A 24,165-nucleotide genomic window follows, 5' to 3' on the forward strand; every position below is an offset into this window, starting at 1 on the left:
AACTGCCCTGTCACAAAACACATGACAGGGCAGCGAGATAATCCAGCAGTTTATCTGGCGTTACTCAGCAAGGGCTTTGCTGGTTTCTATATAGTTGAATTCAGAAATGATAGTCCAGGCCCTAGCTTTTTCCATGTACTCACGCTGTGAGTCGAGTACTTTTTTAAACATTGCATCATTTTCAGCATAGCTGTCATACAAGCCGTCGGCAGCTGTCTTCATTGCCTTAAGTACAGGCTTTGGAAAAGTCTTGACCATAATGTTGGGATATTCTGTCTTCATCTGTGACCAGGCATCCACACTGCCCGCAAAGTTTTCGATATACATATCTGCAGTTACAGCTTTGATTGCAGTATCAAGCATTGCCTTGAACTCTGGAGTCAACTCTTCATAAGCCTTTTTATTAATCAAGAACTGCATCTCCGAGGCAGGCTCATGCCAGCCAGTATAGTAGTAAGGTGCAATTTTATGAAAACCCATTTTAATGTCCATTGCAGGTCCCACCCACTCCAGCGCATCAATGGTGCCGCGGTCAAGAGAAGTATACAGTTCTCCCGGAGGAATATTGGTAACGTTCACGCCCAGTTTTGCAAATACTTCGCCGGCAAGCCCAGGAATCCGCATTTTCAATCCCTTCAAATCGTCCAATGAATTGATTTCTTTTCTGAACCAGCCGCCCATCTGCACACCGGTATTTCCACCGGGTAAACTCAGGACATTGTACTTTTCATAGGCTTCCTGCATCAGCTCCATACCACCGCCGTAGTAAAACCAGGCATACTGTTCAGAAGCGGTCATACCAAAGGGAACAGAGGTGAAGAAAACCATGGCCATATCTTTACCCTTCCAATAATAGGAAGCGCTGTGCCCCATATCATACTGCCCGCCCTTAACCATATCAAGAATACCAAGGGCTGCCTTATGTTTTTCTGCGCCCTCTACTCGGATGGTAAATTGCCCGCCACTCATCTCATCCAGCAGTTTAGCCAGTTTCAGTGGTGGAGAAGCAAGGGGCGTCAAGGTGGAAGACCAGGTCATTGCCAGTTTCCATTTTACAGCTTTTTCTGGAACTGCTGCTTTCTCTTCGACTGATCCAGTCTTAGCGGGTTCCTCCTGATTTTTGCAGCTTGTACCTAGCACTGCAATAGCCATCGCAGCAGTAAGGGATAAAATTATCGTACCAACTCTTTTCATTCTTTCCTCCTCAAGATAGATTTATATTCCTCTCTGGAAGGATACTTGAGTATCCTATTAACCCCTATAGTCAATCATTCTCCTTGCATATTTCAAAAATATGCAGCTGCGTTTCATGGCTTAGCAAAATGCTACAAAAATAAGGTGTTATTCTCATGTTCAAGTAAAAAACTTCTCTGCCAGATCCACTTCTTTCTTGGAACCGATAATCAAGGGTACCCGCTGGTGCAGGTTGGTGGGTTCAATATCGAGAATACGCCTTCCATCGTCGGTAATAGCCCTGCCTCCTGCCTGCTCTACCACCATGGCAAGTGGCGCTGCTTCATACAAAAGGCGGAGTTTGCCTTCAGATTTTTCAGGACTTTTCTTATCCCGCGGATACAGGAAAATACCCCCTTTTACCAGGTTTCGATGAAAATCAGCCACCAGTGAACCGATATACCTCAGGCTGTAAGGGCCCATCCCATCTTCCTCTTTTTTGAGCTGAGCAATAAAATCGCGGGTGGAATCGAGCCAGTAGGTGCTGTACGCCTCATTAACACTGTAATAAGGACAGACATCGGGAATGGTAATATAAGGATGAGAAAGAAAAAATTCGCCGACACTCGGGTCTAAGGTAAAGCCATGAACACCTGATCCGGTTGTATAGACCATAACCGTTGAAGAACCATAGATTATGTAACCGGCCGCAACCTGTTTGCTCCCTTTCTGCAGAAGGTCTGCCTCGGTGCCCATGCCTTTTTCAGAAAGACGACGGTGGATGGAAAAAATAGTACCGATACTGACATTGACATCAATATTAGATGAGCCGTCAAGGGGATCAAAGGCAATGGTGTATTCACCTTCATAGCCATCCAAAACCGGTATGACCTCGTCATCCTCTTCCGAGGCCATTACACAGACATACCCACACTGCTCCATGCGCCTTTTTATGGTTTGATTGGCAAATACATCCAGTTTTTGAACAGTTTCCCCCTGAATATTGGTTTTTCCGGACTGCCCGAGAATGTCGGCAAGGCCGGCCATGTTCACCTCTGCACTGATAATTTTGCCGGCAACCACCAGATCATTGAGTAAACCGGTTAATTCACCCGTTGCATCAGGATGGAGCAGCTGGTCATCCATAATCTGCCTGGAAACCGTTATTCCTTTTCTTTTTTCAAGCATGCGCTCTCCTTTAAAAACGAACTTCCTTTTTACATCGATTACGATTTTTTTGTTTCACGTTCCGGCAGAGGATTCCAGTTCCGCAACAGGTTCACCAAGGTACGAGTACCAATGCCGGAAGGCCCTTTGGGCACATATGACTTTTCAGTGTATTCCCACGCAGTACCAGCTATATCCAGGTGAGCCCATGGTACATCTCCTACAAATTCCTGCAGATAGCAGGCAGCTGTTATGGTCCCGGCACTCTTGCCTCCGGTATTTTTGATATCAGCAACTGTGGAATCAATCTGCTTTCTGTATTCCGGACCAATGGGTAATCGCCATAAAAGCTCACCAGACCGCTCTCCTGCTTCAAGCAACCGCTCTGCCAGGGTATCATTATTGGCGACGAGACCGGTTCGATGATGCCCGAGTCCGATAATAACCGCACCTGTCAAGGTAGCAACATCGATAACAGCCTCCGGCGCATACGTTTCTATGCCATAGGCAAGGGCATCGGCTAAGATCAGTCGTCCCTCGGCATCCGTATTAATAATCTCAGATGTCTTGCCACCAAAGTGGGTTATAATATCGCCGGGTTTCAGTGCAGCACCACCTGCCATGTTATCTGTGGTCGGCACCAATCCAATCACATTGACTCCTGCAGGTGCTTCTTCAGCAATGGCCTGCATTGCAGTTATCACGGCTGCCCCACCGCACATATCGTACTTCATGTCTTCCATGCCGGCAGCAGGCTTCAGACTTACCCCGCCGGAATCAAAAGTCAGCCCTTTACCGACCAGCATTACCGTCGGATCTTTCTTGTCCGTCTTATATTCAAGCACAACCAGCTTGGGCGGCTGTTCAGAGCCCTGATTAACCCCTAAAATCCCTCCCATGCCAAGCTTTTTCATAGTTGCCTTTTCGATGACCTTGTACTTGAGACGAAACTTTTTAGAAATTTTCTTGGCATACTCAGCAAATTCTGCAGGGGTCCATCCATTCCCCGGCTGATTGGCCATATCCCGAGCAGCACACGCTGCTTCAGCCAAAATCCGACCTCGATTCATCCCTCTGCGGACAGCCGTTGACGATAATCCGCCATCACTGAGGAAAAAAGTTGTCACCGGCTTTACTTTTTCAATAGCCTCTTCATCGGTCTTGTATTCTGTAAACCGATAGTTGCCGAGCAGCAGCCCTTCGGTAATGCTTTCCGCTATTTCAGCTGCAGAAAGTACAAATTCTTTGGGTAAAACCACCAGCACATCTACTGCTTTCACCTTACTGCCCTGTGTTGCGATGATGCCACCGGCAATACGGAGTTGTTCCAAACGGGCAGCCATGTTATCATCTTGTTGGCCAAGCCCGACCAACAGCACCCGGCCTGCTTTCAGTTCTTCCTGTTCACCAATTAATCCTGGATAAAACAAAAACGTTTCTTCTTTTTTTCCCTTAAAATCACCTTGCTCCTTTATCTGATAGAGAGCCCTGTTTACCAATGAAGCCGTTTCCCCCGGCAACCGTTCCACTCCTTCTTCTACCAGGTAAACCAAGAGGTCTCCTGCAAAATCCTCAGGGGTCTTGCTTGTCAGTTTTATCATCTTCGCCTCAAGATATATCTCTCTTTCACAACACTATCCAGTCAATTGAGCGGTAGATATAAGCCACCCCTACGGGATCTGGATCCAATTATTTTCAAAAAAAATTGCAAGAAAAATCAGCCTGGCCCACTTACCCTCTCTTTTAAAACACATCGAGGCAACCTTGTTTAATGGCACACAATGCTCTATGCAAACTGCACCTCATGGAGTTACACGATTACACACGATTCATCCAAAATATGAGCAAAAGGGACACAACTTCAATTCTTACACCAAAGTTCACTGAACCTCAATTGGCAAAACTGTTATTTTCCGCTAAGATAGCAAAAAATTATATCCTTACAAGGAGGCTCCATTGCTAACTATTTTTATAGTTTCTGTTTGCTGTGCCATCATTATTTCCGCATTATGCAGTATTTTTGAAGCGGTGCTCTACTCGCTGTCTATACCCCATGTCGAACTGATGGCTGAAAAACACCCTCATCAAGCAAGAGGCATGAACCAGTTAAAGGAAAATATAGAGAAACCTATAACCGCTATCCTTACCCTCAACACCATTGCCAACACAATCGGCGCATCTGTGGCAGGGGCTGCTGCTGTCGCCCTTTTCGGCCAGCACTCTCTAGTCTGGTTCTCCATCAGCTTTACCCTGGCCATACTTATTTTTTCCGAAATTCTGCCCAAGACCATCGGTGTGGTATACACCAGACAGTTGGCACCATTTATTGTACGACCACTCCAATGGATGATTACCCTGCTCCTGCCAATTATATGGCTCTGCAGAACCGTGACCAGACTAGTCCCCAACAGCCCTAATTCAAACCAAATATCGGCAGAAGAACTGAAAACCATTGCCAGCCTGAGCAGGAAATCCGGCGAGATCGAAGCCGATCAGGAGGCAATCATCGGCAATATCCTTCAGCTTGGTAAAAAATCAGTACGAAAGGTTATGACCCCCAGAACAGTCACCTACTCTGTCGACCAATCAACGACAATACGCGAGGCCGCGCAAGATGAGGAAAAATGGCGCATGCACAGCAGAGTTCCGTTGTTTAAGGACGGGGACCAGGATGATGTGGTTGGCCAAGTGCTCAGCCAGGAGGTATTAATGGCTGCAGCCCTTGACCAGGACGACCTCCAGCTCTCACGTATTATGCGACCAGTCCACTTTGTCCCGGAAACGGCCCCTTTAGACCGAGTCTTTATTGAGTTCTTTGAAAACCACCAGCACCTGATGGTCGTGGTCGACGAATACGGCAGCGTAACAGGCGTGATCAGCCTGGAAGATATTATCGAAGAAATACTGGGCCGTGAAATTGTTGATGAATCGGATAAAAATCAGAATATGCGAGAGTTTGCACGGTTGAAAAAGAAAAAACTCGCTGCCGAGGAAAATCAGGCCACGCCTATTACCCCGGCAAAGGAGAAAGAGCAGGAAGCCGAATAACCTTTACAGCTCCCCTGACAAACAAATGTAAGTAAAGTGGCGACAGTGTTAAAAGAGTGGTACATATGTGCGCTGTTAAATTAATCAGCACTCACTTGTAGCTGACCACTCCATTATGTCTACAAAAGGAACACGCCGTCTCTCACGGGTAACGCACAAAATAATTTTTTCATGAAAACACAATTATTTTTCCACTGTTACAAAAAACATCATCGCTCTCTGCTTTTTGCTGTCGGCCTTTCTCTTTTTGCATCCACAACCGCCGCTGCCGAAATGCTGTACGTACAGCCATCCTCAGAAATACCTATGCGACGGGGCCAGGGAACAGACTACAAAATCGTTTCCATCGTCACCGACGGCACTGCGGTTGAATATATTTCGGAAAAAGACGGCTGGGCCCAGGTAAAGCTGAAAAATGGTAAACAGGGCTGGATCCTCAAACGTTACCTGAGCCCTACACCGCCGCTCACCGAACAGGTTTCCCAGCTCTCAACAGAAAAAAACACATTAACAGCCCAGGTTAGTTCTCTTCAGAGCCGGCTGAATGAACTGACCGATGCGCAAGGGCAGACAGCAGTCGAACTCAGCACCTGTATTGCAGAACGTACGGATATTAGAGACAGGTACCAAAGCTTAGAAAGGGAGACTCTGGATGTGGTTCAGACCAAAGAGGCTCTGCTGCAGGCAAGAAAAGATATCGAACAGCTGAAACAGGAAAATGCAGATGTGAAGATCGCCAATTCCGTGCTCAAAAAAAATGAATCAATAAAGTGGTTTATGGCTGGTTCCGGGGTACTCCTGGTGGGATGGCTGCTGGGTCGTATTTCAAGAAAATCACGCAGGAAAAAGCCTAGCCTTCTTTCGTAGTACCAAAGCCCACCCCCTCCCGGTTAACCTGCCAAACAAGGCGGCGGGCTTTTTTTTTTACTCTGTTGCTTCCAAGGTGACAGCCACTTCAATCCTACCTTCATCCCGCAGCAGACTTAAGGCGACGGAATCTCCCACTTTATACCGTTCCAGCTCGTCACGAAGCGAATCATAATCAGCAACCGAGCGGCCGTTTACCGCCTGGATAACATCGCCGAGAATCAGCCCACCCCGAACTTGCTTTGTCCCTTGTAATCCTGCCTTTTCAGCGTTCGAACCAGGCATGACTCGCAGCACAAGCACGCCCTCCAAGCCCAATTCACTGGTCAAGCGCTTGTTGGCAAGGGTAACGCCAAGACCAGGTTTAATAACCTTCCCATGGCGAATAACCTGGGGCACGACTCGGTTTACCTCTCCTACGGGCACGGCAAAGCCAATGCCTGAGCTAGCCCCAGAAGGGCTGTAAATAGCTGTGTTCACACCAATAAGTCGTCCGGCACTATCTAAAAGCGGCCCCCCGGAGTTTCCCGGATTAATGGCAGCATCGGTCTGAATAACATCATGAATGGTTCTTCCTGTAACAGCCTTTATTTCCCGACCGAGCGCACTGACCACCCCTGTGGTCAAGGTCTGGTCCAATCCAAACGGATTGCCTATGGCAAAAACCTTTTGCCCAACCTGCAGATCTGAAGAGTCACCAATGGAAAGAGGATGTAACTTAGATGCCGGAGCAGAAATCTGAAGAACCGCCAGGTCACGGTCAGGAGCGGCACCCACCAGCACAGCCTTCCAACTGGTATGATCGGCAAGGGTTACTTCAATCCGACCGGCATCGGAAATAACATGATAATTGGTAACGATACGCCCCTGTTTATCCCACACAAACCCGGACCCTGTGCCCTGGGGAATTTCGTACACATTGAGGCTGAAAAGATTCCTCCGAACGGCAATACTGGTGATGTACACCACCGAAGGTGCTGCGCTCCTGAAAATTTCTATGGTGTTTTTTTCATCCATTGCCAGATCACCGCGCGCTTCAACAGCTCGAGGTACGGCCTTTGGATCCAGTAAGGAGGGTTGAAGAGTCTGAAAAGCCAGCCACAAAATAACGCCGATAATAACCAAAACCCAAAGCGTGCTTTTATTGCCCCCCGGCTTCTGCGAGAAAAATGTTCGTTTCATAGTATGTAGTTAGCGAAAAATAAATAAGCTCGCCTTAACCTCGGTCTGTAACTGTTCAGCAGCTATAAATTAAGTAACATTTTAGCAACCATGAAGTAGAGGCCAATGCCTAAAACATCCACTGCTGTTGTAATAAAAGGACCTGTGGCAACGGCAGCATCAATATTTAGCCGTTTCAACATCAGAGGGACTATAGCGCCGACAGTGGCAGACATTGCCATAACTGCAAAAACAGAGACACCAACGACAATCCCAAGTTCCATCGGATTTGCATAACTAAAATAAGCAATCACACCTAAAAGAAGCCCGAAAACGAAGCCCAATGCGATACCCACCAGGGATTCTTTAATCACTATCTGAAAAAAATGGTGCATATTTACCCTGCCGGTTGCCAACCCCCTGACAATAATAGTGCTGGACTGGGTCGCGATATTCCCCCCCATGCCGGCAATAATTGGAATAAAGGCAGCCAAAGCCAATACCTTCATAAGAGCATCTTCAAAAGAATTAATAATGTACATGGCCCCAACACCGCCCATCCAGGAGGCTAACAGCCAAGGCGCACGAATAAGGATCTTTTGATGCAGAGGTTTGAGGAGAATTTCCTGATCCCTACCGGCACCCGCCATCTGCATAAAATCCTCGTTGGCCTCTTCGCGCAGAACGTCGATAACATCATCTACAGTTACAATACCAACCATGTTGAATGCTCCGTCAACAACTGGAACAGCGAGCATATTATATTGAGAAACAATATGCGCTACTTTTTCCTGATCGGTATCCGTGGTTACGGTGACCACATTTGGATTCATGATGTTTTTCAGTTTCCTGTGCATAGGATGGAGAAGGAGCTCACGAAGGGATAATACGCCTCCCAGCTGACCATCGCCGTGGGTAATATAGAGATAAAAAACCATCTCTTTCTCCTCACTGCGCTTCTGCACCTTGGTAATGGCCTCCTCTACGGTCAGATCCTCGTCCAGATACATAAAATCAGGCGACATGATGCCACCAGCTGTATCCGGATCATACTTGAGCAGCTCTTCGACCTCGTCCCTGTCTTTCACCTCCATGTGGGTGCGGATCTCTATAGCCACTTCATTAGGCAGGGCTTCAAGGAGGTCAGCGGCATCATCCGATGCCATTTCCGTGACCACATTGGCCATAAACTTTGCAGATAACCCCTCAACCAAATCGAGCATGATAGACTCGTCGAGCTCACTAAGGAAGTGTGCTACCTGTTCGGTCTGGGCCAGGATTTCAAATATGTCTTTTTGTTCTGTAAAATTAAGGGAGCGAAAAACCCAGGCAAGATCTGCCGGGTGTGTCTTGACAATAAGCCTTCGAATATTTTCAATTGCTCCCCGACGATATAAACGTCGTAAGGTATCTCGTAGCACCTTCCCTTCGAGCCCGACCATTTCTCTTTTTGGGTTTTTTTCCATTAACAGCACCTCATGACCAAAGAGGAAATAATTTCACGGTCCTTTATGCAACGGACCAATTCGGTTTGGCGAAGTAATCAGCAATTGATGAAAACAGCGCAAATTTCACAAATAATATGCCGCATTCGAAAGTGGCGGCGGCGAGTTGCCAAGCTAGTAATGCAAGGCACCAAAGAAATGTATTCTAATGACCGATAAAGATAAAAGTCAATCTATAAAAGGCAGGATTATGAAGAGAAAAGGTAATCAGCCAATCCGGTTTTCACCCAGACTCATTCTATCAGGGAAATAGTCCACTACGCTGGCCGATAAAGCACAGAAAAAAACCAGCGGCCATAGCTATCCCTCCAATAACACGCAACTGGGCGGGCTTCATTTCTACAAGTTGTCTTAACCAACGCTGCATTCCTTCCGGGGAAACAACATATGGCAACCCTTCCAAAACAAAAACAAGGCCTATCAATGTAATCAATAATTTCATACCGACTCCTTACCAGAAAGAAACAAGGGTTGCAATCACCACAAACATATTGACAATACTCGGCAAAAAAAAGTATCGTAAAGTGTTACTCAACAAGGAAGCAAACCTGTTTCCCGGTAATGGATCAATGCATCAACAATCCATTACCTCATGCATGATGACGTAATAAAAACAGACAGATATAAAAATCGTTTTTAGAATGTCATTGAAAAATTATTTTGCCTGGATACTCCAGAAAACCGCCCTCAATTATACTCCTATGACACAACCTACCTCCAAATATGCCGAAGCTGGTGTAGACATCGACAAAGGCAATCTTTTTGTTTCCCGCATAAAAGACATCGTCAAAGACACCCATCGTCGCGGTGTCCTCAGTGACATTGGTGGCTTTTCCGGATTGTTTGCCATCGGCAACGAAGATATTAAAGACCCGGTGCTTATAGCGTCTACCGACGGTGTGGGAACCAAACTTAATATTGCCAAGTTATGCAACAAGCACGACACAATCGGCATCGACCTGGTAGCGATGTGTGTCAATGATGTAATCGTCAGCGGAGCCAGACCGCTCTTCTTTCTTGATTATTTTTCGGCAAGCACATTGGATCTCGACGTGGCGACCGAGGTAGTCAAAGGTATAGCTGAAGGCTGCAAAATAGCAAACTGCTCGCTTATCGGTGGTGAGACAGCGGAAATGCCGGGACTTTACCAACCAGGAGATTATGACTTGGCCGGCTTTGTGGTGGGCATCGGTGATCGCAACAGCATCATCGACGGCAGCGATGTGAGCGTCGGCGACAAAATTATCGGCCTGGCCTCATCCGGGATCCATTCAAACGGCTACTCTTTGGTAAGAAAGGTTATGTTTGAGGAACTGGGACTGGATGTAAAGGACACGATCGAAGAACTTGGATGCACGGTCGGTGAAGAACTGCTCCGCCCTACCCGTATATATGTGGACAGCCTCACCAACCTCCTGCGTCGTTATCCGATAAACGGGCTGATCCATAACACCGGCGGTGGCTTCATAGACAATATCCCAAGAATACTTCCAACCGGATGCAATGCGCACATCACAGAAGGCACCTGGCCGGTGTTGCCCATCTTTGACTTTCTGCAAAGCAAAGGCAACATTCATCTTGACGAAATGTACCGAACCTTCAACATGGGCATAGGCATGCTGGCCATTGTTGCGAGTGAACATGTAGACGATGTTCTTCACCAGTTAACAGCGCTGGGAGAGCAACCGTACCTTATAGGCGATGTCGTTGCAGCCAAAGAGGGAGAGGGAAAACAGGTTGTTATTGAGCCTGCAGGCAAATAACCTCGACAAAAAAAAGCCGATCAAAACAAAGGGGCAGAGAGATGCGAACATCTCTCTACCCCCTTTTTTATTTCACAGCTCGCTGCCAAATTTTCTCTTCAGGCAGCATTTCTACGCTTCATGTAACTCTTCAGCAACACGACCGGGGACCCGGCCTCTATTTGAAAAGTAACTTACCTAAACGGATTTTAAAAACCTTAAAAAACAGGGCAATCGTTCATCTGCAACCCACGGAGTCTGTGCTTACCTTTTAGCCAGCGATCTGTCTTGGACGTAGGGTGGATAAGCGTAGCGCATCCACGCGGAATCCGATGCCTGCAATTGGTGGATGCGCTACGCTTATCCACCCTACACAGCTGCCCCTTTTTTCATTTTACAGCCCACAGCACAATTTCTATTTATGCAGTATATTTAGTAGTGGCCTAAAGACGTCTCAATCAGGTTTGAGCGCAATCTGCGGTCCCACCTTTCAACTTGTAAATTCCATGCGCCAAGGCCGGCAATACGGCTTCCAGATTCTCACCTGCAGCTTTCCTGCTTCCGGGTAAATTAATGATCAGGCTTTTCTTTCTGATACCGGCAATCCCCCGAGACCAAACCCCTTGAATCGTTTTTTCAAGACTGGCAGCACGCATTGCCTCACTGATTCCAGGTACTTCCATATCCAGGATAGCACGGGTGGCTTCAGGGGTTTGATCAGAGGGTGACACTCCGGTGCCACCCGTTGTCACGATCAAATCAAGCTGCTTGGCATCAACCCACTCAATCAGTATTTTTTCTATCTGTAAACGCTGATCAGGTAAAACCAGGTACTCTGCTACTACAAAACCGGCACCACTCAGCATCTCTTTGAGCAGTTCGCCGCTGGTATCAACGCGTTCACCACGTGAACCTTTGTCACTGAGTGTCAGGATACCGCAGTTATACACCTCATGGGTTGATTGATGACTCACTGTTACTCTTCAGCCTTTTTATGCTCTTCGATAATCTTTTCCGCAATACTTGCCGGAACCTCTTCATAATGGGAGAACTTGACCGTAAACGTTCCCTGTCCACCAGTCATGGAAGTCAAATCCAGGGCATACAATAAAATCTCTGCCTGTGGTACATGGGCATTAATGATTTCATACTTATCAGTCGAGTCCATTCCCAAAACCTTACCGCGGCGACTATTCAAATCACCCATCACATCGCCGACAAAGTCCTTTTGTACATGGACCTCCATCTCCATAATCGGCTCAAGCAGAACTGGCTTCGCATCCATAACACCCTTTTTAAAGGCAAGCGAACCGGCAATCTTAAATGCCATTTCCGAAGAATCGACGTTGTGAAAGGAACCATCGATCAAATTGACTTTCAAGTCAACAAAAGGATAGCCGGCAATAACACCTTTTTCCATGGCTTCCAGAATACCTTTTTCCACAGCCGGACGATATGTTTGCGGGATAACACCACCAACAATGGAGTCAACAAATTCAAATTGCTCACCACGCGCAAGCGGTGATAACTCGACAGTACAATCACCAAACTGTCCGCGACCACCGGACTGCTTCTTGTGCTTACCCTGAACCGTGGTGCTACCTTTAATGGTTTCGCGATACGGGACCTTGGGTGCCCGCAGCTCCATTTCCACGCCATATTTACGCTTGAGCTTTTCACCAACCATTTCAAGATGACTCTGGCCGACCCCGGAAATAAGCACCTCGTGCGTCTCCGGCTGCCTGGTCAGTTTAAGGGTCAGGTCTTCATCAAGCAATTTAGTAATGGAGGCAAACAGCTTTTCCTCATCTCCCTTCTTGGCACTTACGGCATAAGAGATAACAGTCGGTAAAGGCTCAATACTCTCAAAGATAACCTTATCAGATTCGGCACACAGTGTGTCGCCGGTGGTGGTCTCTTTTAATTTAGCGACCGCGATAATCATCCCGGGAATCGCCTTATCTACAGGCTTTTGCTCCTTCCCTTGCAACACAAACAACTGCCCAAAACGTTCAGATGTTTCTTTGTTGGCATTATAAAAGCTGTCATTGTCCAGCGTACCGGAAAAGACACGAAAAATAGTCAAACGACCGGCAAAGGGATCTGCCATGGTCTTAAAAACCAGAGCGGAAAACGGTGCGTCGGCAGTTCTTTCCCTCTCTACCACATCATCGTTATCAGGATTAATACCTTCAACAGCCGGTCGCTGATCCGGAGATGGCAGCAGGTCGACGATGGCATCAAGAATTACGCTGGTTCCTTTATTAAGTAAAGAAGCGCAGGCACAAACAGGAGCAACTTTGGCAGTCCTGACAGCTTCGGCAAGCCCTGACTTCATCGCTTCATCGGTCAACTCGCCTTCTTCAAGAAACATTTCCAGCAGGTCGTCGTCAGTTTCAGCCACATATTCCTGAAGGTTTTCGCGAAGCTCTGCAACCTCATCAGCCATGTCTGCGGGTACGTCTTCAGCTTTTACGCCGCCCTTGTCATCAAACATCAAGGCCTTGTTGGCTACAATGTCCACAACTCCCTTAAAATCATCTTCCGCACCAATGGGCAGATAAAGAACAACCGGGTTCAGCTTAAAGGCAGCACGGATATCGTCAACGGTTTTAGAAAAATCGGCACGCTCCCTATCCATCTTGGTAACGCAGATAAGACACGGTAGATTTTTGTCCTGCACCAAATCAACAAATTTTTCTGTCTGAGGACGGACACTCAGCACGGCACCAACGCTGAGAATTGCGCTGTCTGCCACCTGAACCGCAGACCGAGTTTCATTGAAGAAGTTATCATCACCCGGCGTATCAGCAAGAAACACATCGTTTTTTTGCCACTGCAGATGATTAAAAGCAGTGCTCATACTTACCTGGCGCTTGATTTCTTCCGGCTCAAAGTCCATTGAGGCTGTACCGTCATCCACCTTTCCCAACCGATTCACCGAACCCGCAGTAAACAATAAAGCTTCAGCAAGTGTAGATTTACCGCTGTTGCCATGTCCGAGAATAACTGTGTTCCTGATCTGTTGAACGTCTTGCATGGATACCTCCGGTGAAACGGGTACAATAATTAATTGTTGTGAGATTACCTTTCCCACCCGCATTTTGGGAAAAACCTTTCTCTTTCCAGGTAGGAATGGTAACCATCTACTCCTGAAAAAACAGATTCTTATATATTCAGATTACTCCGGCAAAGTCAAGCGATAACCTCCTGATACCCTGATACCTTAATAGATGTATGACCTCTCAAAAACCTGACCAGCCAAGCCATACCACAAGTAAAATTGCTCGCTCCGCTGGGGCGGTAAGTGGCGCAGTCATGTGTAGCCGTGTCCTTGGGCTGATCCGCGAACAACTTTTTGCAGGTCTTTTCGGGGCTGGTTATGCCTATGACGCCTTTGTGGTTGCCTTTCGAATTCCCAACCTGCTCAGAGATCTTTTTGGCGAAGGTGCCCTTTCCGCGGCCTTTGTTACCGTGTTTTCCGATTACGACACCAACAAGGGGGAAAAAGCAACGTGGGAACTGGCTTCAACCGTTCTGATCTTCTTTGCCATACTGCTCAGCACGTTAACCCTGTTTGGTATATACTACGCAGATACCATCGTCCACCTGCTGGCACCGGACTTTGATACAGTCACCGGCAAAACAGCCCTGACAACCAAGCTGACCAAAATCATGTTTCCCTTTCTGCTCTTTGTTTCCCTTGCAGCAGTGGTGATGGGCATGCTCAACACCAAGGGAAAATTTTTCGTGCCGGCCATGGCATCCAGCTTTTTCAACCTCGGCTCCATTGTCGGCGGGGTATCGCTCGCTCTAATCTTTCCACATTTCAACCAACCTGCGATTGCCGGCATGGCCTGGGGCACGCTCATCGGCGGGGCGATGCAGCTCTGTATGCAACTCCCCACCCTGATGCGAACAGGTTTCAAATTTACCCCACGGCTCAACCTCAAAGATCCCGGGCTCAAACGTATTCTGTTACTCATGCTCCCTGCAACCATTGGTCTTTCCGCTACCCAGCTCAATATCTTTATTAACACCAACTTTGCCGCCAGCTGTGCCGAAGGTTCGGTTTCCTGGCTGAATTACGCCTTTCGCCTGGTCCAACTGCCCATTGGTATTTTTGGTGTGGCCCTGTCCATTGCCGCTATGCCGGTGATGGCAAAACAGGCTGCGGAAAAAAACATGGCAGGACTTAAGCAGTCTTTTATCTCTTCCCTGATTCTGGTGTTCAGCCTGACCATACCAGCCACAGCCGGGTTAATCCTGCTGGCAGAACCCATTATCAGCCTTATTTTTGAACATGGCATATTTACCTCCTTTGACACAATCAGGACCGCAGAAGCGCTTCAATTCTATGCCTTGGGTCTTTTTGCCTACTCCGCCATAAAAATTATGGTCCCGGTCTTTTACGCTATTAACAACACCAGGTATCCTGTTATAGGCAGCTTTATCGGTGTGGGTGCCAACCTGATTATCATCAGCCTGCTGATCGACCACCTCCAGCACCGTGGCATTGCGCTTTCCACCTCATGCGCCATGGCCTGCAATTTCTTTTTTTTAGGGGTAATACTGCTGAAAAAACTGGAGGGACTGCCGCTGGCTTACCTGGGCAAAGGGCTGCTCAAAATTCTCACCGCAACCCTGGTGATGGGAGGTGCGGTGTGGTTCCTGCAACTGCAAATACAAACCTGGCTGCAGGGTCCGATTCCCCTGCAGGCGCTGGGCGTTTTTCTGCTGGTTGGGTGCGGAGGAGGTGTCTATGCGATTAGTCTGCAACTGCTCAATTTACCTGAGTTCACCCTGCTGACCAGCAAGGTGCGTCAAAGATTTTGTAAATCGTAAAGCAGCTGTAACTGAGCAAGCAATGCTACTGTTGCGGTATCAACATGTAAAATCCGATTGCCCATGGTGAAGGGGATAAACCCCTGGTCGGCAAACATATCCAGCTCAAAATCGTTCCACCCACCTTCCGGCCCCACTGCCAGTAAAAGGGGTTTACGCTCTTTACCCGGCACATCCAGACCTGCAAGCGGGGTCTCCACACGAGGATGGGCAATGATGCCGGTTCCTTCGACCTGCGGCAGTACCTCCTGGGCAAACGGCTTGAACTGTTTATGAATACTCACCTCGGGAAGCCAGGTATCCATCCCCTGCTCCATTCCCTCCACAAACAGCTCCCGTATCTTTTCCGCTGCCAGCACCGGACTTTGAAAGAAGGACTTTTCAACCCGTCTCGACCTTATCAGATAAAACCTCCGTACGCCGAGTACGGTCGCCTGTTTAAGGATACGCTGCAGCATTATCGGCCTGGGCAGAGCAAGGATAAGTTCTACATGAAGGTCACAGACCGGCTTTTGCTCAAGCGTTACCTCCAGAGTCACCGTGTTTGCCCCCAGCGTAATAACCAACCCGCTGCCGACCGGCCCGTTGACCATTCCCACCCGCACTGTGTGGCCCGGTTCTACCCGCAGCACTTTCAGCAAATGCCTGGCTCGGCGGCCGGACAAAATAAGGCGACGGCCCAGGAGCTCGTCGCCTTCAAAAATGAGTAAGTTCATGGATGATGAATATGAGTAAAACTTAGGACAGCTTAAGGCTGTCAGCCTCAAAATTCAGGGTTGCAAAGTAATCGGCAGCGGTTTCTTCCCGGCGAATAAGGGCAACAGAATTATCTGCTTTCAACAAAACCTCTTTGGGGCGGAGCTTTCCATTGTAGTTAAACCCCATGGCCTGACCGTGGGCTCCGGTATCATGAATGATCAACACGTCATTATTATCAATCGCCGGCAGAGTACGCTGGATGGCGAACTTATCGTTATTTTCACATAAGGAACCGACCACATCCACCACTTCCGCAGCCTTACCATCTTCTTTACCCAGCACCTCAATATGGTGATACGCACCATACATAGCAGGTCGCATCAAGGCGGTCATACAGGCATCGACCCCGATATACGTCCGATAAATTTCCTTCCGGTTAATAGCCTTTACCACCAGCGCACCATGGGGACCGGTCATAAACCTGCCGCTTTCCATATACAGAGCGGGCGCATACCCATTCTGTTGTTTAAACCGTTGAAAAAGAGAAGTTATCCCCCGCCCCATGGCTTCAAGGTCCAACGGTGCAGCATCCGGTGTATAAGGGATCCCCAGGCCACCGCCTATGTTAATAAAGTCAATGGTTATGCCCAGTGCCTGGTGCAGTTCGTCAATCAACTCAAGCAGCATCTCCGCCGTTTGCACCATATACCCATGATACAATTCATTGGAGGCCAACATGGTATGAATACCGAATTTTTTCGCACCCCGATCTCGAGCCTTGCGGTACGCATCCACAATCTGGTCGTGGCTTACACCATACTTGGATTCCACAGGATTACCGATGATGTCGTTGCCTGAGCGGCGTGCACCGGGATTATAACGAAAACAAATTAATTCCGGCATTTCCTCCAGCTTATCGATCAAGGTTATATCATCAAGATTAAGGATACACCCACCGTCAGCAGCGGCCAGCTTAAACTCTTCCTTGCTGGTATTGTTGGAGGTAAACATGATGTCACTGCCTTTGGCGCCCAGCTCTCGGCTCATCATCAGTTCGGTAGCGGAGCTGCAGTCAAAGCCAAAGCCCATATCTTGCATAATGCCTAAAATTGCAGGATTAGGCAGCGCTTTCACCGCATAATATTCGCGAAATTCATCAATACCGGCAAAGGCATCCTTGAGCCGGGCACCGGTTTCACGAATCCCCTTCTCATCGTACACATGAAAAGGAGTGCCGAAGTGGTCGATTATAGCAGGTAAATTGGGGTAAAGTCGCGTTTTATAGTCAGACGAAAGGGGCATAATCTCATTCCTTTATATGTACAGTATCTAAAAGAGGTAACTTAGCGGTTTCTTTATACGTATGGAGAACGGTTGCGGTTCGGGTTGCAGCGACACCATTCACCTGGGTAATCTTTTCCCGAAGGATACGACCAAGCTCTTCGGTGTCAGCAACACGCAGCTTCAACTGGTAACTGTCATCGCCTGCAACGTAGTGCACTTCCTGGACTTCCGGTATTGCTGCAAATGCTTCCCCGGCACAGGTATTATCAGCAGAAACCTGCACCTGAACAAAGGCAACCTGGCGTCGATTAAACCGATCAGGATTAAGACGCACTTCGTAGCCATCAATAATCCCTTGCCGCTCCATTTTCCGAATTCGCTCAAGAACAGCAGAAGGTGCCATTTCCATCTGCCTGGCAACTTCCACATTGGGTATTCTTGCTTTTTCCTGTAATATCTTTAATATTTTCAGGCTGGTTTCATCAATCATCGTGTTTACACCGGCTTGCTCAACCACAGAGCACGCAACATTTGTAATAATCATTCCTCATTGAAAGCAAAATACTCTCCTTTTCGTCGATGTCAACTCAATTATTCACCAAAAATAAAAAAACAAAGAAAATAATTCTGCGTAAAACAAAAATAAAAGAACAGACACATTCTATTTCATTATATGCCCCAGCATATCAAGTGGACTGACGTACGCTCACATCAGGAGGTATTATTATGAATATATTAAATGCAACAGAAGCTAGATCAAAGCTCTATCGGTTAATTGACGAAACGGCAGAAACACATGAACCTATTGTTATTACAGGTAAAAAAAAATGCAGTCTTGATTTCAGAAGAAGATTGGAATGCTATTACTGAAACCATGCATCTGCTTTCCGTTCCTGGAATGAGAGAGTCTATCAAAAATGGCTTAAAAGAAAAACTCTCAGACTGCTCAAAGGAGCTTGATTGGTGAGTTGGGAACTGTTTTTCACAAAAAAAGCTCAAAAAGACGCAAAAAAAATCTCTTCAGCTGGTTTAAAAAATAAGGCCCAGAAGTTACTAGATATCATAAGAGGGAATCCCTATCAAAACTCCCCACCCTATGAAACATTAGTTGGTGATTTGTCAGGCGCATATTCACGAAGAATAAACATACAACATAGATTAGCTTATCAGCCTTATGACGCTGAAAAAATAGTTAAAATTTTCGGCTGTGGACACATTATGAATAAATGAGGTGATTTCGGTTCTCAATGGTTGGCCTGCGTGTTCCCCTGTCAACGCATCGCCGCTTCCTCGTGGATAGCCGATGCATGAGTCGGGGACATGATGGAGCAGCTTCTCCTTTTATGTAAGAGACTTTCTCCCTCTACCTTATGCCGGTTTATCCAGCGCTTTAGACTGCCCCCAGCTAACACTCAAGCCCTCCTCCAGCTACTCGTTGCCCCCCGGGAACGCCGAGCTCCAGCTCGGCATTATGCTGGACGAAGGCAGGATCAAGGCCCGCATTCCAGCATTTAGCCTGGAGTGCAAAAATTGGAGAAGTACCCCAAACAGCTACATGCGGCATGCCTCCGGGGGTGGTGGGATGGGACTGGGGTACTTGATTGCCTGCATTTTCATTCCATTTCTGCTGTTCTGTGCCGAGCTGGAGCTCGGCGTTCCCGGGGACAGAACCGGTCTGCTGGATTAACGGGGTCTTAGGTCGATGGAATCAGCTTTTGTAGGTCGGCAGGTTTCCTGGTTTTTTTCATTGGCCTGACAGCAGAACGGAAGGCCTGGCAGTTACGGCATCTGCCACACTATCTGGCCTCGAGTAAATTTTTCAAAAGAGTAAAACACTAGAAGGCAAGCAACTCTCCCGATAAATAAGGAGAAGGCAAAGATTTCCCCCGGGAACGCCGAGCTCCAGCTCGGCATTATGCTGGACGAAGGCAGGATCAAGGCCCGCATTCCAGCATTTAGCCTGGAGTGAAAAATTGGAGAAGTACCCCAAACAGCTACATGCGACATGCCTCCGGGGGTGGAGCGATGGGACTGGGGTACTTGATTGCCTGCATTTTCATTCCATTTCTGCTGTCTTGTGCCGAGCTGGAGCTCGGCGTTCCCGGGGGCAGAACCTGGCTGCTAAGTCGGTGGGGTCAGGTTTTGTAGGTCGGCATTTTGCTTAAGATATTTTTTTTCATTGGTCAAACAGGGGACCTCAAAGAGCGGGCAAATAGCGGGCAAAGAGCGGGGTCGGACCAAAGCAATTACCTGTTTTAGCCTTATAATATATATCAAACCACTCCTTTTTTATTCTTAAAGTTTCTTTTTTCACCCCAAAAACAACATTCTAAGGAATTATTCTTTTTCCGCAAAGCAGCTAAAACAAATTCTTTTTATGCCAAGAGCGCCCAGACACTACAGCCCCGGACTGGTCCGGCACATCACCCACAGGTGCCATAAGCAAGAATTTCTTCTCCGTTTTGAAAAAAACAGGAAGGCTCTGCTGGATTTTTTTCCATAGGCAATCATGCGCCTTTCCAGCAAGAATATAGCGACTGGGTGGATTCAGAGTTACAAACTGATGTGAAAAAAAAAGAAAGAGCCTTTGGAATGAATCAATTGTGGTCGGAAGCGAGGACTTTGTAGAAAAGATACACCAGCAACTTGGCGTACGAGCCAGAGGGCGCTCGATTGCCTCAAAGAAAGAAGGATTTTTTTTTAAAGGGGCTTCAGCCCCTTACAATTTCCTAGCCCGAATTTCTCATGAACATTGTGTCAACCTGTCAAATTGCATACAATTCTTATATGTTATAGAAGCTAAGATGAAGTTGAAAGTTTTTCACAATGTTCACCAAAGGTCAGTCCATCCAGTACCATTTTCTTCAGTATTTTGGCAATGAATATAGGCGACTATGATTCATTACCAAAAACTTTGAACTTGGCGCTGCCTGAACTGATGAGAAATCCGGGCTAGTTGGGGATCAAAAGAGTACTGCAGGGTGCAGGCAACAACTATTGTATTCATTTAAACACCAGTAATTCAGAATAATAGCTTGGTCTGCCCCTGTTATTTGGTTTTATCTCTTACAACCTGTACAAATGGGAGAGGTGTTTACGTAGACAATACAACTGGTGCCTCGTAGCACCCCGCCCATATATACTTGGCAAACAGATTTCATTAATCCATTTGCTTACTTATGCTACCAAAGAGGGGTCAATTCCACTCTTCTGTTTTTTGCACGACCTTCAGCGGTGGTGTTACTGGCGATAGGTTTTGTTTCGCCGAAGCCTTTACTCTTTAATCGCATCGGTTCAATTTTATAGGTGCTGACAAGGGCTTTCTTTATAGCATCAGCTCTTCTTTCTGAGAGTTTTTGGTTGTACTCTTCAGTACCTATAGAATCTGTATGGCCTTCAATTTGAAGGTTCATTTTCGGGTTATCATTTACTATCCTGGCGACATGATCCAACAGTGGCATAAATTCCGGTTTGAGTTCTGCTTTATCAAAATCAAACAGGTAGGTCTGCTCAAGTACCCAACAACCTCTTTCATCTACCTCAACACCCTTGGGCGTCCCTGGACATACATCAATTTCATCACAAACTGTATCCCCATCAGAGTCGATGCAGTCTACTTCAACAACAACTACAGGAGTTACAGGAAGGGTATAGGCTGACAGGATCTGATTCCATTTCGAGCCGCTATAAGCCATAGCGGATTTACCAAACACAATCTTACCATTGAGTACTTGGCAATAATTTTTTGTTCCTTCAATTGTCGCCGCCCCTTCAGGAGTAAGTTCCAGGCCATAGGCTGTCAGAATTTTATGGTATTTCATCGGCGAGTAGGCCATGGCCGTGGTGTTAAAACTCACTGTTCCATCCTTTACCTTAGCATAGGTTGAAGGTACCGCAGCTGCATTCTCCGCGGTCAATTCAAGACCATAAGATTCCAAGACGGCATTAAAGACCGAAGACGGATAAGCCCTGCAGTCTGACGCAAATTTCACTTTACCATTGCTGACCGTAGCATAACTTGATGGAATATCGGTTACGTCAGCAGGAAGCTGAATAGCAAATGCGGCAACACTCGTTGCCACTGCAAACACGACACTGATAACTATACTTCGTTTTTTCATTGCGGGTTCCTCCAGTTAATTTGACCAGGTTAGACAAAATATCTCATGATTCATGATATCTTTATGGATTACAAAATATCAAAGTAGATAATGTTAAGCATGTTTCATGCCACGGCCTACCATATCCTTAATCTAATTACACTTCAATAGTTTACAGATGTTGAACATTGTTTACTCCAGGGGAAAAAGGGGGACGGTGGTGCATTTGGCGCAAGTATGGTGGTGCTTTTCAACCAGGAACCAATACCTATCACTGTATAGTGATCAAATCAGGAAGGGGATAGGACCAAGGTGATTGATCAGGCAATAGTTATTCTATTGATTTAAACACCAGTAACTCAGGACGATAGTTTAGCCCAACCCGGTTACGAGCCGCTTATGCGTTATTTAACTGCGCGAACGGCGCAAATACTAGTAAAAAGTAATGAGCATCACCGTTAAAACCAACAAGAATATGACCGTCATTCCCGTTCCGGTTTTAACATAATCCATGGTTTGGTAACCACCAGGCCTCATAACTAAAGCATTTACCTGATGCGTGGGTAACACAAATGTATTAGATGCCGCTATTGCTACTACCATAGCGGCTAATCGTGGATCACACCCTACTTCAACGGCCATAGACATTGAAAGTGGAACAAGAAGAACGGTCGCACCAACATTGGAAACCACCAAAGTAAAAAAAGATGTAAGAATGCCAATAATCAACAAAAATATAGACTCAGGAACAGAGCCAACCAACACCATTATTGATGTTGCCATCCATTCAGCAGCTCCCGTTTTTTGAAATGCCAAGCCCAGGGGAATAAGCCCGCCGAGTAAAAATACCGTCATCCAGTCTATAGATTTGTATGCCTCGTCAATGGTAATTACTTTGGTTAAAATCATGCCTAAAGCACCTGCAAGGAGACAAACAGATAAAGATACATCTATCTGAAAACCTAATGATGCCGAAAGAGGTTTCAACCATAATATCATTGCAATAGTAAAAACGAGCCACCCAAAAGCAACTTTTGCTTTTTCCTCTCTAACCACTTCCCCTTTAATTTCATTTGTAAAAGCAAAACAATCTTTCTGAGCCAGCTCAAGAAATTTTTCCCATCGTCCAAACATAAGTAACGCATCGCCAGGTTTTATTATTTCCTTCGTGATTTGACTGAATTGACAGATCCCATCTCGACAAAGAACAACCGGAACAATACCATTCCTCTTTCTAAACCGGCGCTCCCTCATATTTGTACCTACTAATTGTGACCGCGGGGTGACGATGCCCTCTACCATTCCTGCGTTATTCGGCGAAAAATCTTCTGCAAAAATATCGAGCTCACCTTTAAATACCCACCCCAGATCCTTTGCACATTGACGAGCATGCATTTCATTTCCGACGATCGCCAGTGTTTCATCAGAGTGAATCAATTCATATCGAGTGGGAGCATAATTTTTCAATTTCTTTTCTGGAGAATAAACACCGGCAATGGTGACATGATATTTATCCCGCACATGCAATTCTTCCAATGTAAAGGAGCCGAAATCATCAGGTATTACGACTTCAAAGACTCCAGCTATTTCCTGATAAGTATCTGCTAATGAAGAAGGCATAATTTTGTTCTCATCCCCAGCCTCGTCTTTTGAGGGGATGATAAAACGTCCAAAAACAACGAAATAGAGGATTGCGGCAATAACAAGAGCAATCCCAATAGGTGTTTGAGTAAAAAGTCCGAGCGGCTCAATATTCTTATCAAATGTGTGCAACTCATTGGCCTGATGAATTAAGTCGTTTAAAAGTATGGTTGGACTTGCGCCGACCAATGTTATCGTCCCACCGATTATGGCACAATATGCCATGGGCATTAAAATTTTAGAGGCTGAAATTCCGGTTTGACGAGCGATCCTGCGGACAGCAGGTAGAAAAAGTGCGGCAGCACCTATATTTTGCATAAAGCTGGAGATAAAGGCGACTGTAGTAGAAATAAGTATCACTATTTTTTTTTCGGATTTTCCTGCTCGGCGTAAAATTTGACGAGCAAGTATATTCATGCAACCGGTTTTATCTAACCCTGAACCTATGATAACGACAGCTATGATTGCAACAACAGCATTACTGGATAAACCACTGATGGCTTCCTGAGGAGTAACAAGATTTAAAAAAGGTAAAAGTACCATCATAATAATGCCAACAACATCAACCCTGACCCACTCAAATACAAAAAGTAAAATAACCAGGATCAACACTGCAAAAACAAGCCCCATCTCCAATGTGAATTCACCAGTATTAACCTGATGGGGACTTGATCCAAAAGCGCAACTGAATACTCCTGAAAGAAGGACAATAATCCATGCGAATGTGAAACAATTCATTGCATTATGCATGCGGAATCCTCTGTTGATCAATTTGATAACACTCTAGTTAGGAATTATTTTTAATATTTTTTTGTACCACTATTTTCATCACAGATCGATGCAGTTCTACCGAACATTACAATCAAAATTAATTATCATTTTTTAACAGCCTGTTTATAGGTCCTTTATTACAATCAAAGATTGAAAACAAAA

General features: G+C 46.4%; 18 protein-coding genes and 3 pseudogenes. 8 read left to right on the forward strand and 13 right to left on the reverse strand.

Going from position 1 to position 24,165, the window contains the following annotated elements:
* Positions 1 to 60: 60 nt before the first annotated feature.
* The 3 genes from JWH17_RS06755 to JWH17_RS06765 all read right to left on the reverse strand — a co-directional run bounded on the left by JWH17_RS06755 (position 61) and on the right by JWH17_RS06765 (position 3,941).
* Positions 61 to 1,194 carry a TRAP transporter substrate-binding protein gene (locus JWH17_RS06755; RefSeq protein WP_205221829.1) on the reverse strand — a complete coding sequence of 378 codons (1,134 nt, stop codon included), beginning with the start codon at positions 1,192 to 1,194 and terminating at the stop codon, positions 61 to 63.
* Positions 1,195 to 1,353: 159 nt separating this feature from the next.
* A complete protein-coding gene (fbp, locus tag JWH17_RS06760; protein ID WP_205221830.1) occupies positions 1,354 to 2,361 on the reverse strand; it encodes a class 1 fructose-bisphosphatase in 1,008 nt (335 codons plus the stop codon).
* Positions 2,362 to 2,399: 38 nt separating this feature from the next.
* Positions 2,400 to 3,941 (reverse strand): leucyl aminopeptidase, encoded by a 1,542-nt coding sequence (locus JWH17_RS06765; RefSeq protein WP_205221831.1) that lies wholly within the window; start codon positions 3,939 to 3,941, stop codon positions 2,400 to 2,402.
* Positions 3,942 to 4,296: 355 nt separating this feature from the next.
* Between JWH17_RS06765 and JWH17_RS06770 the strand changes: the two genes are divergently transcribed.
* Both JWH17_RS06770 and JWH17_RS06775 read left to right on the forward strand, forming a co-directional pair.
* Positions 4,297 to 5,388: a hemolysin family protein gene (locus tag JWH17_RS06770; protein WP_205221832.1), complete on the forward strand. Its 1,092-nt coding sequence runs from the start codon at positions 4,297 to 4,299 to the stop codon at positions 5,386 to 5,388.
* Between the two features lie 171 nt (positions 5,389 to 5,559).
* Positions 5,560 to 6,255 carry a TIGR04211 family SH3 domain-containing protein gene (locus JWH17_RS06775; RefSeq protein WP_205221833.1) on the forward strand — a complete coding sequence of 232 codons (696 nt, stop codon included), beginning with the start codon at positions 5,560 to 5,562 and terminating at the stop codon, positions 6,253 to 6,255.
* Positions 6,256 to 6,312: 57 nt separating this feature from the next.
* Here the strand turns inward: JWH17_RS06775 and JWH17_RS06780 are convergent, their stop codons facing one another.
* The 3 genes from JWH17_RS06780 to JWH17_RS06790 all read right to left on the reverse strand — a co-directional run bounded on the left by JWH17_RS06780 (position 6,313) and on the right by JWH17_RS06790 (position 9,363).
* Positions 6,313 to 7,437, reverse strand: coding sequence for a S1C family serine protease (locus JWH17_RS06780; protein ID WP_205221834.1), 1,125 nt, complete (start codon positions 7,435 to 7,437; stop codon positions 6,313 to 6,315).
* Between the two features lie 62 nt (positions 7,438 to 7,499).
* Positions 7,500 to 8,882, reverse strand: coding sequence for a magnesium transporter (mgtE, locus tag JWH17_RS06785; RefSeq protein ID WP_205221835.1), 1,383 nt, complete (start codon positions 8,880 to 8,882; stop codon positions 7,500 to 7,502).
* 280 nt (positions 8,883 to 9,162) lie between these two features.
* Complete coding sequence (locus tag JWH17_RS06790) at positions 9,163 to 9,363, reverse strand: DUF2065 domain-containing protein (protein WP_205221836.1); 201 nt, start codon at positions 9,361 to 9,363, stop codon at positions 9,163 to 9,165.
* A 259-nt stretch (positions 9,364 to 9,622) separates the two neighbouring features.
* Between JWH17_RS06790 and purM the strand changes: the two genes are divergently transcribed.
* The gene (gene purM, locus JWH17_RS06795; RefSeq protein ID WP_205221837.1) at positions 9,623 to 10,684 is read left to right on the forward strand and encodes a phosphoribosylformylglycinamidine cyclo-ligase; all 1,062 of its coding nucleotides are present in this window, start codon (positions 9,623 to 9,625) and stop codon (positions 10,682 to 10,684) included.
* A 437-nt stretch (positions 10,685 to 11,121) separates the two neighbouring features.
* Here purM and JWH17_RS06800 read toward each other — a convergent pair whose 3' ends face one another.
* Both JWH17_RS06800 and fusA read right to left on the reverse strand, forming a co-directional pair.
* Positions 11,122 to 11,637: a MogA/MoaB family molybdenum cofactor biosynthesis protein gene (locus tag JWH17_RS06800; protein ID WP_332468380.1), complete on the reverse strand. Its 516-nt coding sequence runs from the start codon at positions 11,635 to 11,637 to the stop codon at positions 11,122 to 11,124.
* A gap of 2 nt (positions 11,638 to 11,639) precedes the next feature.
* Positions 11,640 to 13,703 (reverse strand): elongation factor G, encoded by a 2,064-nt coding sequence (gene fusA, locus JWH17_RS06805; protein WP_205221838.1) that lies wholly within the window; start codon positions 13,701 to 13,703, stop codon positions 11,640 to 11,642.
* Between the two features lie 197 nt (positions 13,704 to 13,900).
* Between fusA and murJ the strand changes: the two genes are divergently transcribed.
* Complete coding sequence (gene murJ, locus JWH17_RS06810) at positions 13,901 to 15,508, forward strand: murein biosynthesis integral membrane protein MurJ (RefSeq protein WP_205221839.1); 1,608 nt, start codon at positions 13,901 to 13,903, stop codon at positions 15,506 to 15,508.
* Here the strand turns inward: murJ and JWH17_RS06815 are convergent.
* Genes JWH17_RS06815 through JWH17_RS06825 form a run of 3 tightly spaced genes read right to left on the reverse strand, consistent with a single transcriptional unit; the run spans position 15,487 to position 17,981 of the window.
* Positions 15,487 to 16,224: a 16S rRNA (uracil(1498)-N(3))-methyltransferase gene (locus JWH17_RS06815; protein ID WP_205221840.1), complete on the reverse strand. Its 738-nt coding sequence runs from the start codon at positions 16,222 to 16,224 to the stop codon at positions 15,487 to 15,489. The two genes, murJ and JWH17_RS06815, sit on opposite strands and share 22 nt — an antisense overlap.
* A gap of 22 nt (positions 16,225 to 16,246) precedes the next feature.
* Positions 16,247 to 17,509 (reverse strand): diaminopimelate decarboxylase, encoded by a 1,263-nt coding sequence (locus JWH17_RS06820; protein ID WP_205221841.1) that lies wholly within the window; start codon positions 17,507 to 17,509, stop codon positions 16,247 to 16,249.
* Positions 17,510 to 17,513: 4 nt separating this feature from the next.
* Positions 17,514 to 17,981, reverse strand: a complete 468-nt coding sequence (locus JWH17_RS06825) for an Lrp/AsnC family transcriptional regulator (RefSeq protein WP_205221866.1) — start codon at positions 17,979 to 17,981, stop codon at positions 17,514 to 17,516.
* Positions 17,982 to 18,217: 236 nt separating this feature from the next.
* Between JWH17_RS06825 and JWH17_RS06830 the strand changes: the two are divergent.
* The 4 genes and pseudogenes from JWH17_RS06830 to JWH17_RS24570 all read left to right on the forward strand — a co-directional run.
* A pseudogene (locus JWH17_RS06830) lies at positions 18,218 to 18,458 on the forward strand (type II toxin-antitoxin system Phd/YefM family antitoxin).
* Positions 18,455 to 18,717: pseudogene (locus JWH17_RS06835) on the forward strand (Txe/YoeB family addiction module toxin). Before JWH17_RS06830 ends, JWH17_RS06835 begins: the two co-directional pseudogenes overlap by 4 nt.
* Positions 18,718 to 18,926: 209 nt before the next feature.
* Entirely contained in the window at positions 18,927 to 19,178 is a 252-nt protein-coding gene (locus JWH17_RS06840) for a hypothetical protein (protein ID WP_205221842.1), read from the forward strand.
* Between the two features lie 690 nt (positions 19,179 to 19,868).
* Positions 19,869 to 19,970: pseudogene (locus tag JWH17_RS24570) on the forward strand (transposase); the annotation flags it as partial.
* A 703-nt stretch (positions 19,971 to 20,673) separates the two neighbouring features.
* On the opposite strand, the gene JWH17_RS06845 reads toward JWH17_RS24570, so the two are convergent.
* Both JWH17_RS06845 and JWH17_RS06850 read right to left on the reverse strand, forming a co-directional pair.
* Entirely contained in the window at positions 20,674 to 21,612 is a 939-nt protein-coding gene (locus JWH17_RS06845) for an OmpA family protein (RefSeq protein ID WP_205221843.1), read from the reverse strand.
* Positions 21,613 to 22,023: 411 nt separating this feature from the next.
* On the reverse strand, positions 22,024 to 23,982 hold the full coding sequence (locus tag JWH17_RS06850) for an SLC13 family permease (protein ID WP_232370951.1): 1,959 nt from the start codon (positions 23,980 to 23,982) through the stop codon (positions 22,024 to 22,026).
* Between the last annotated feature and the right edge of the window lie 183 nt (positions 23,983 to 24,165).

This window comes from Desulfogranum marinum, from assembly GCF_016918565.1.
In the GTDB taxonomy this organism is placed as follows: domain Bacteria; phylum Desulfobacterota; class Desulfobulbia; order Desulfobulbales; family Desulfobulbaceae; genus Desulfogranum; species Desulfogranum marinum.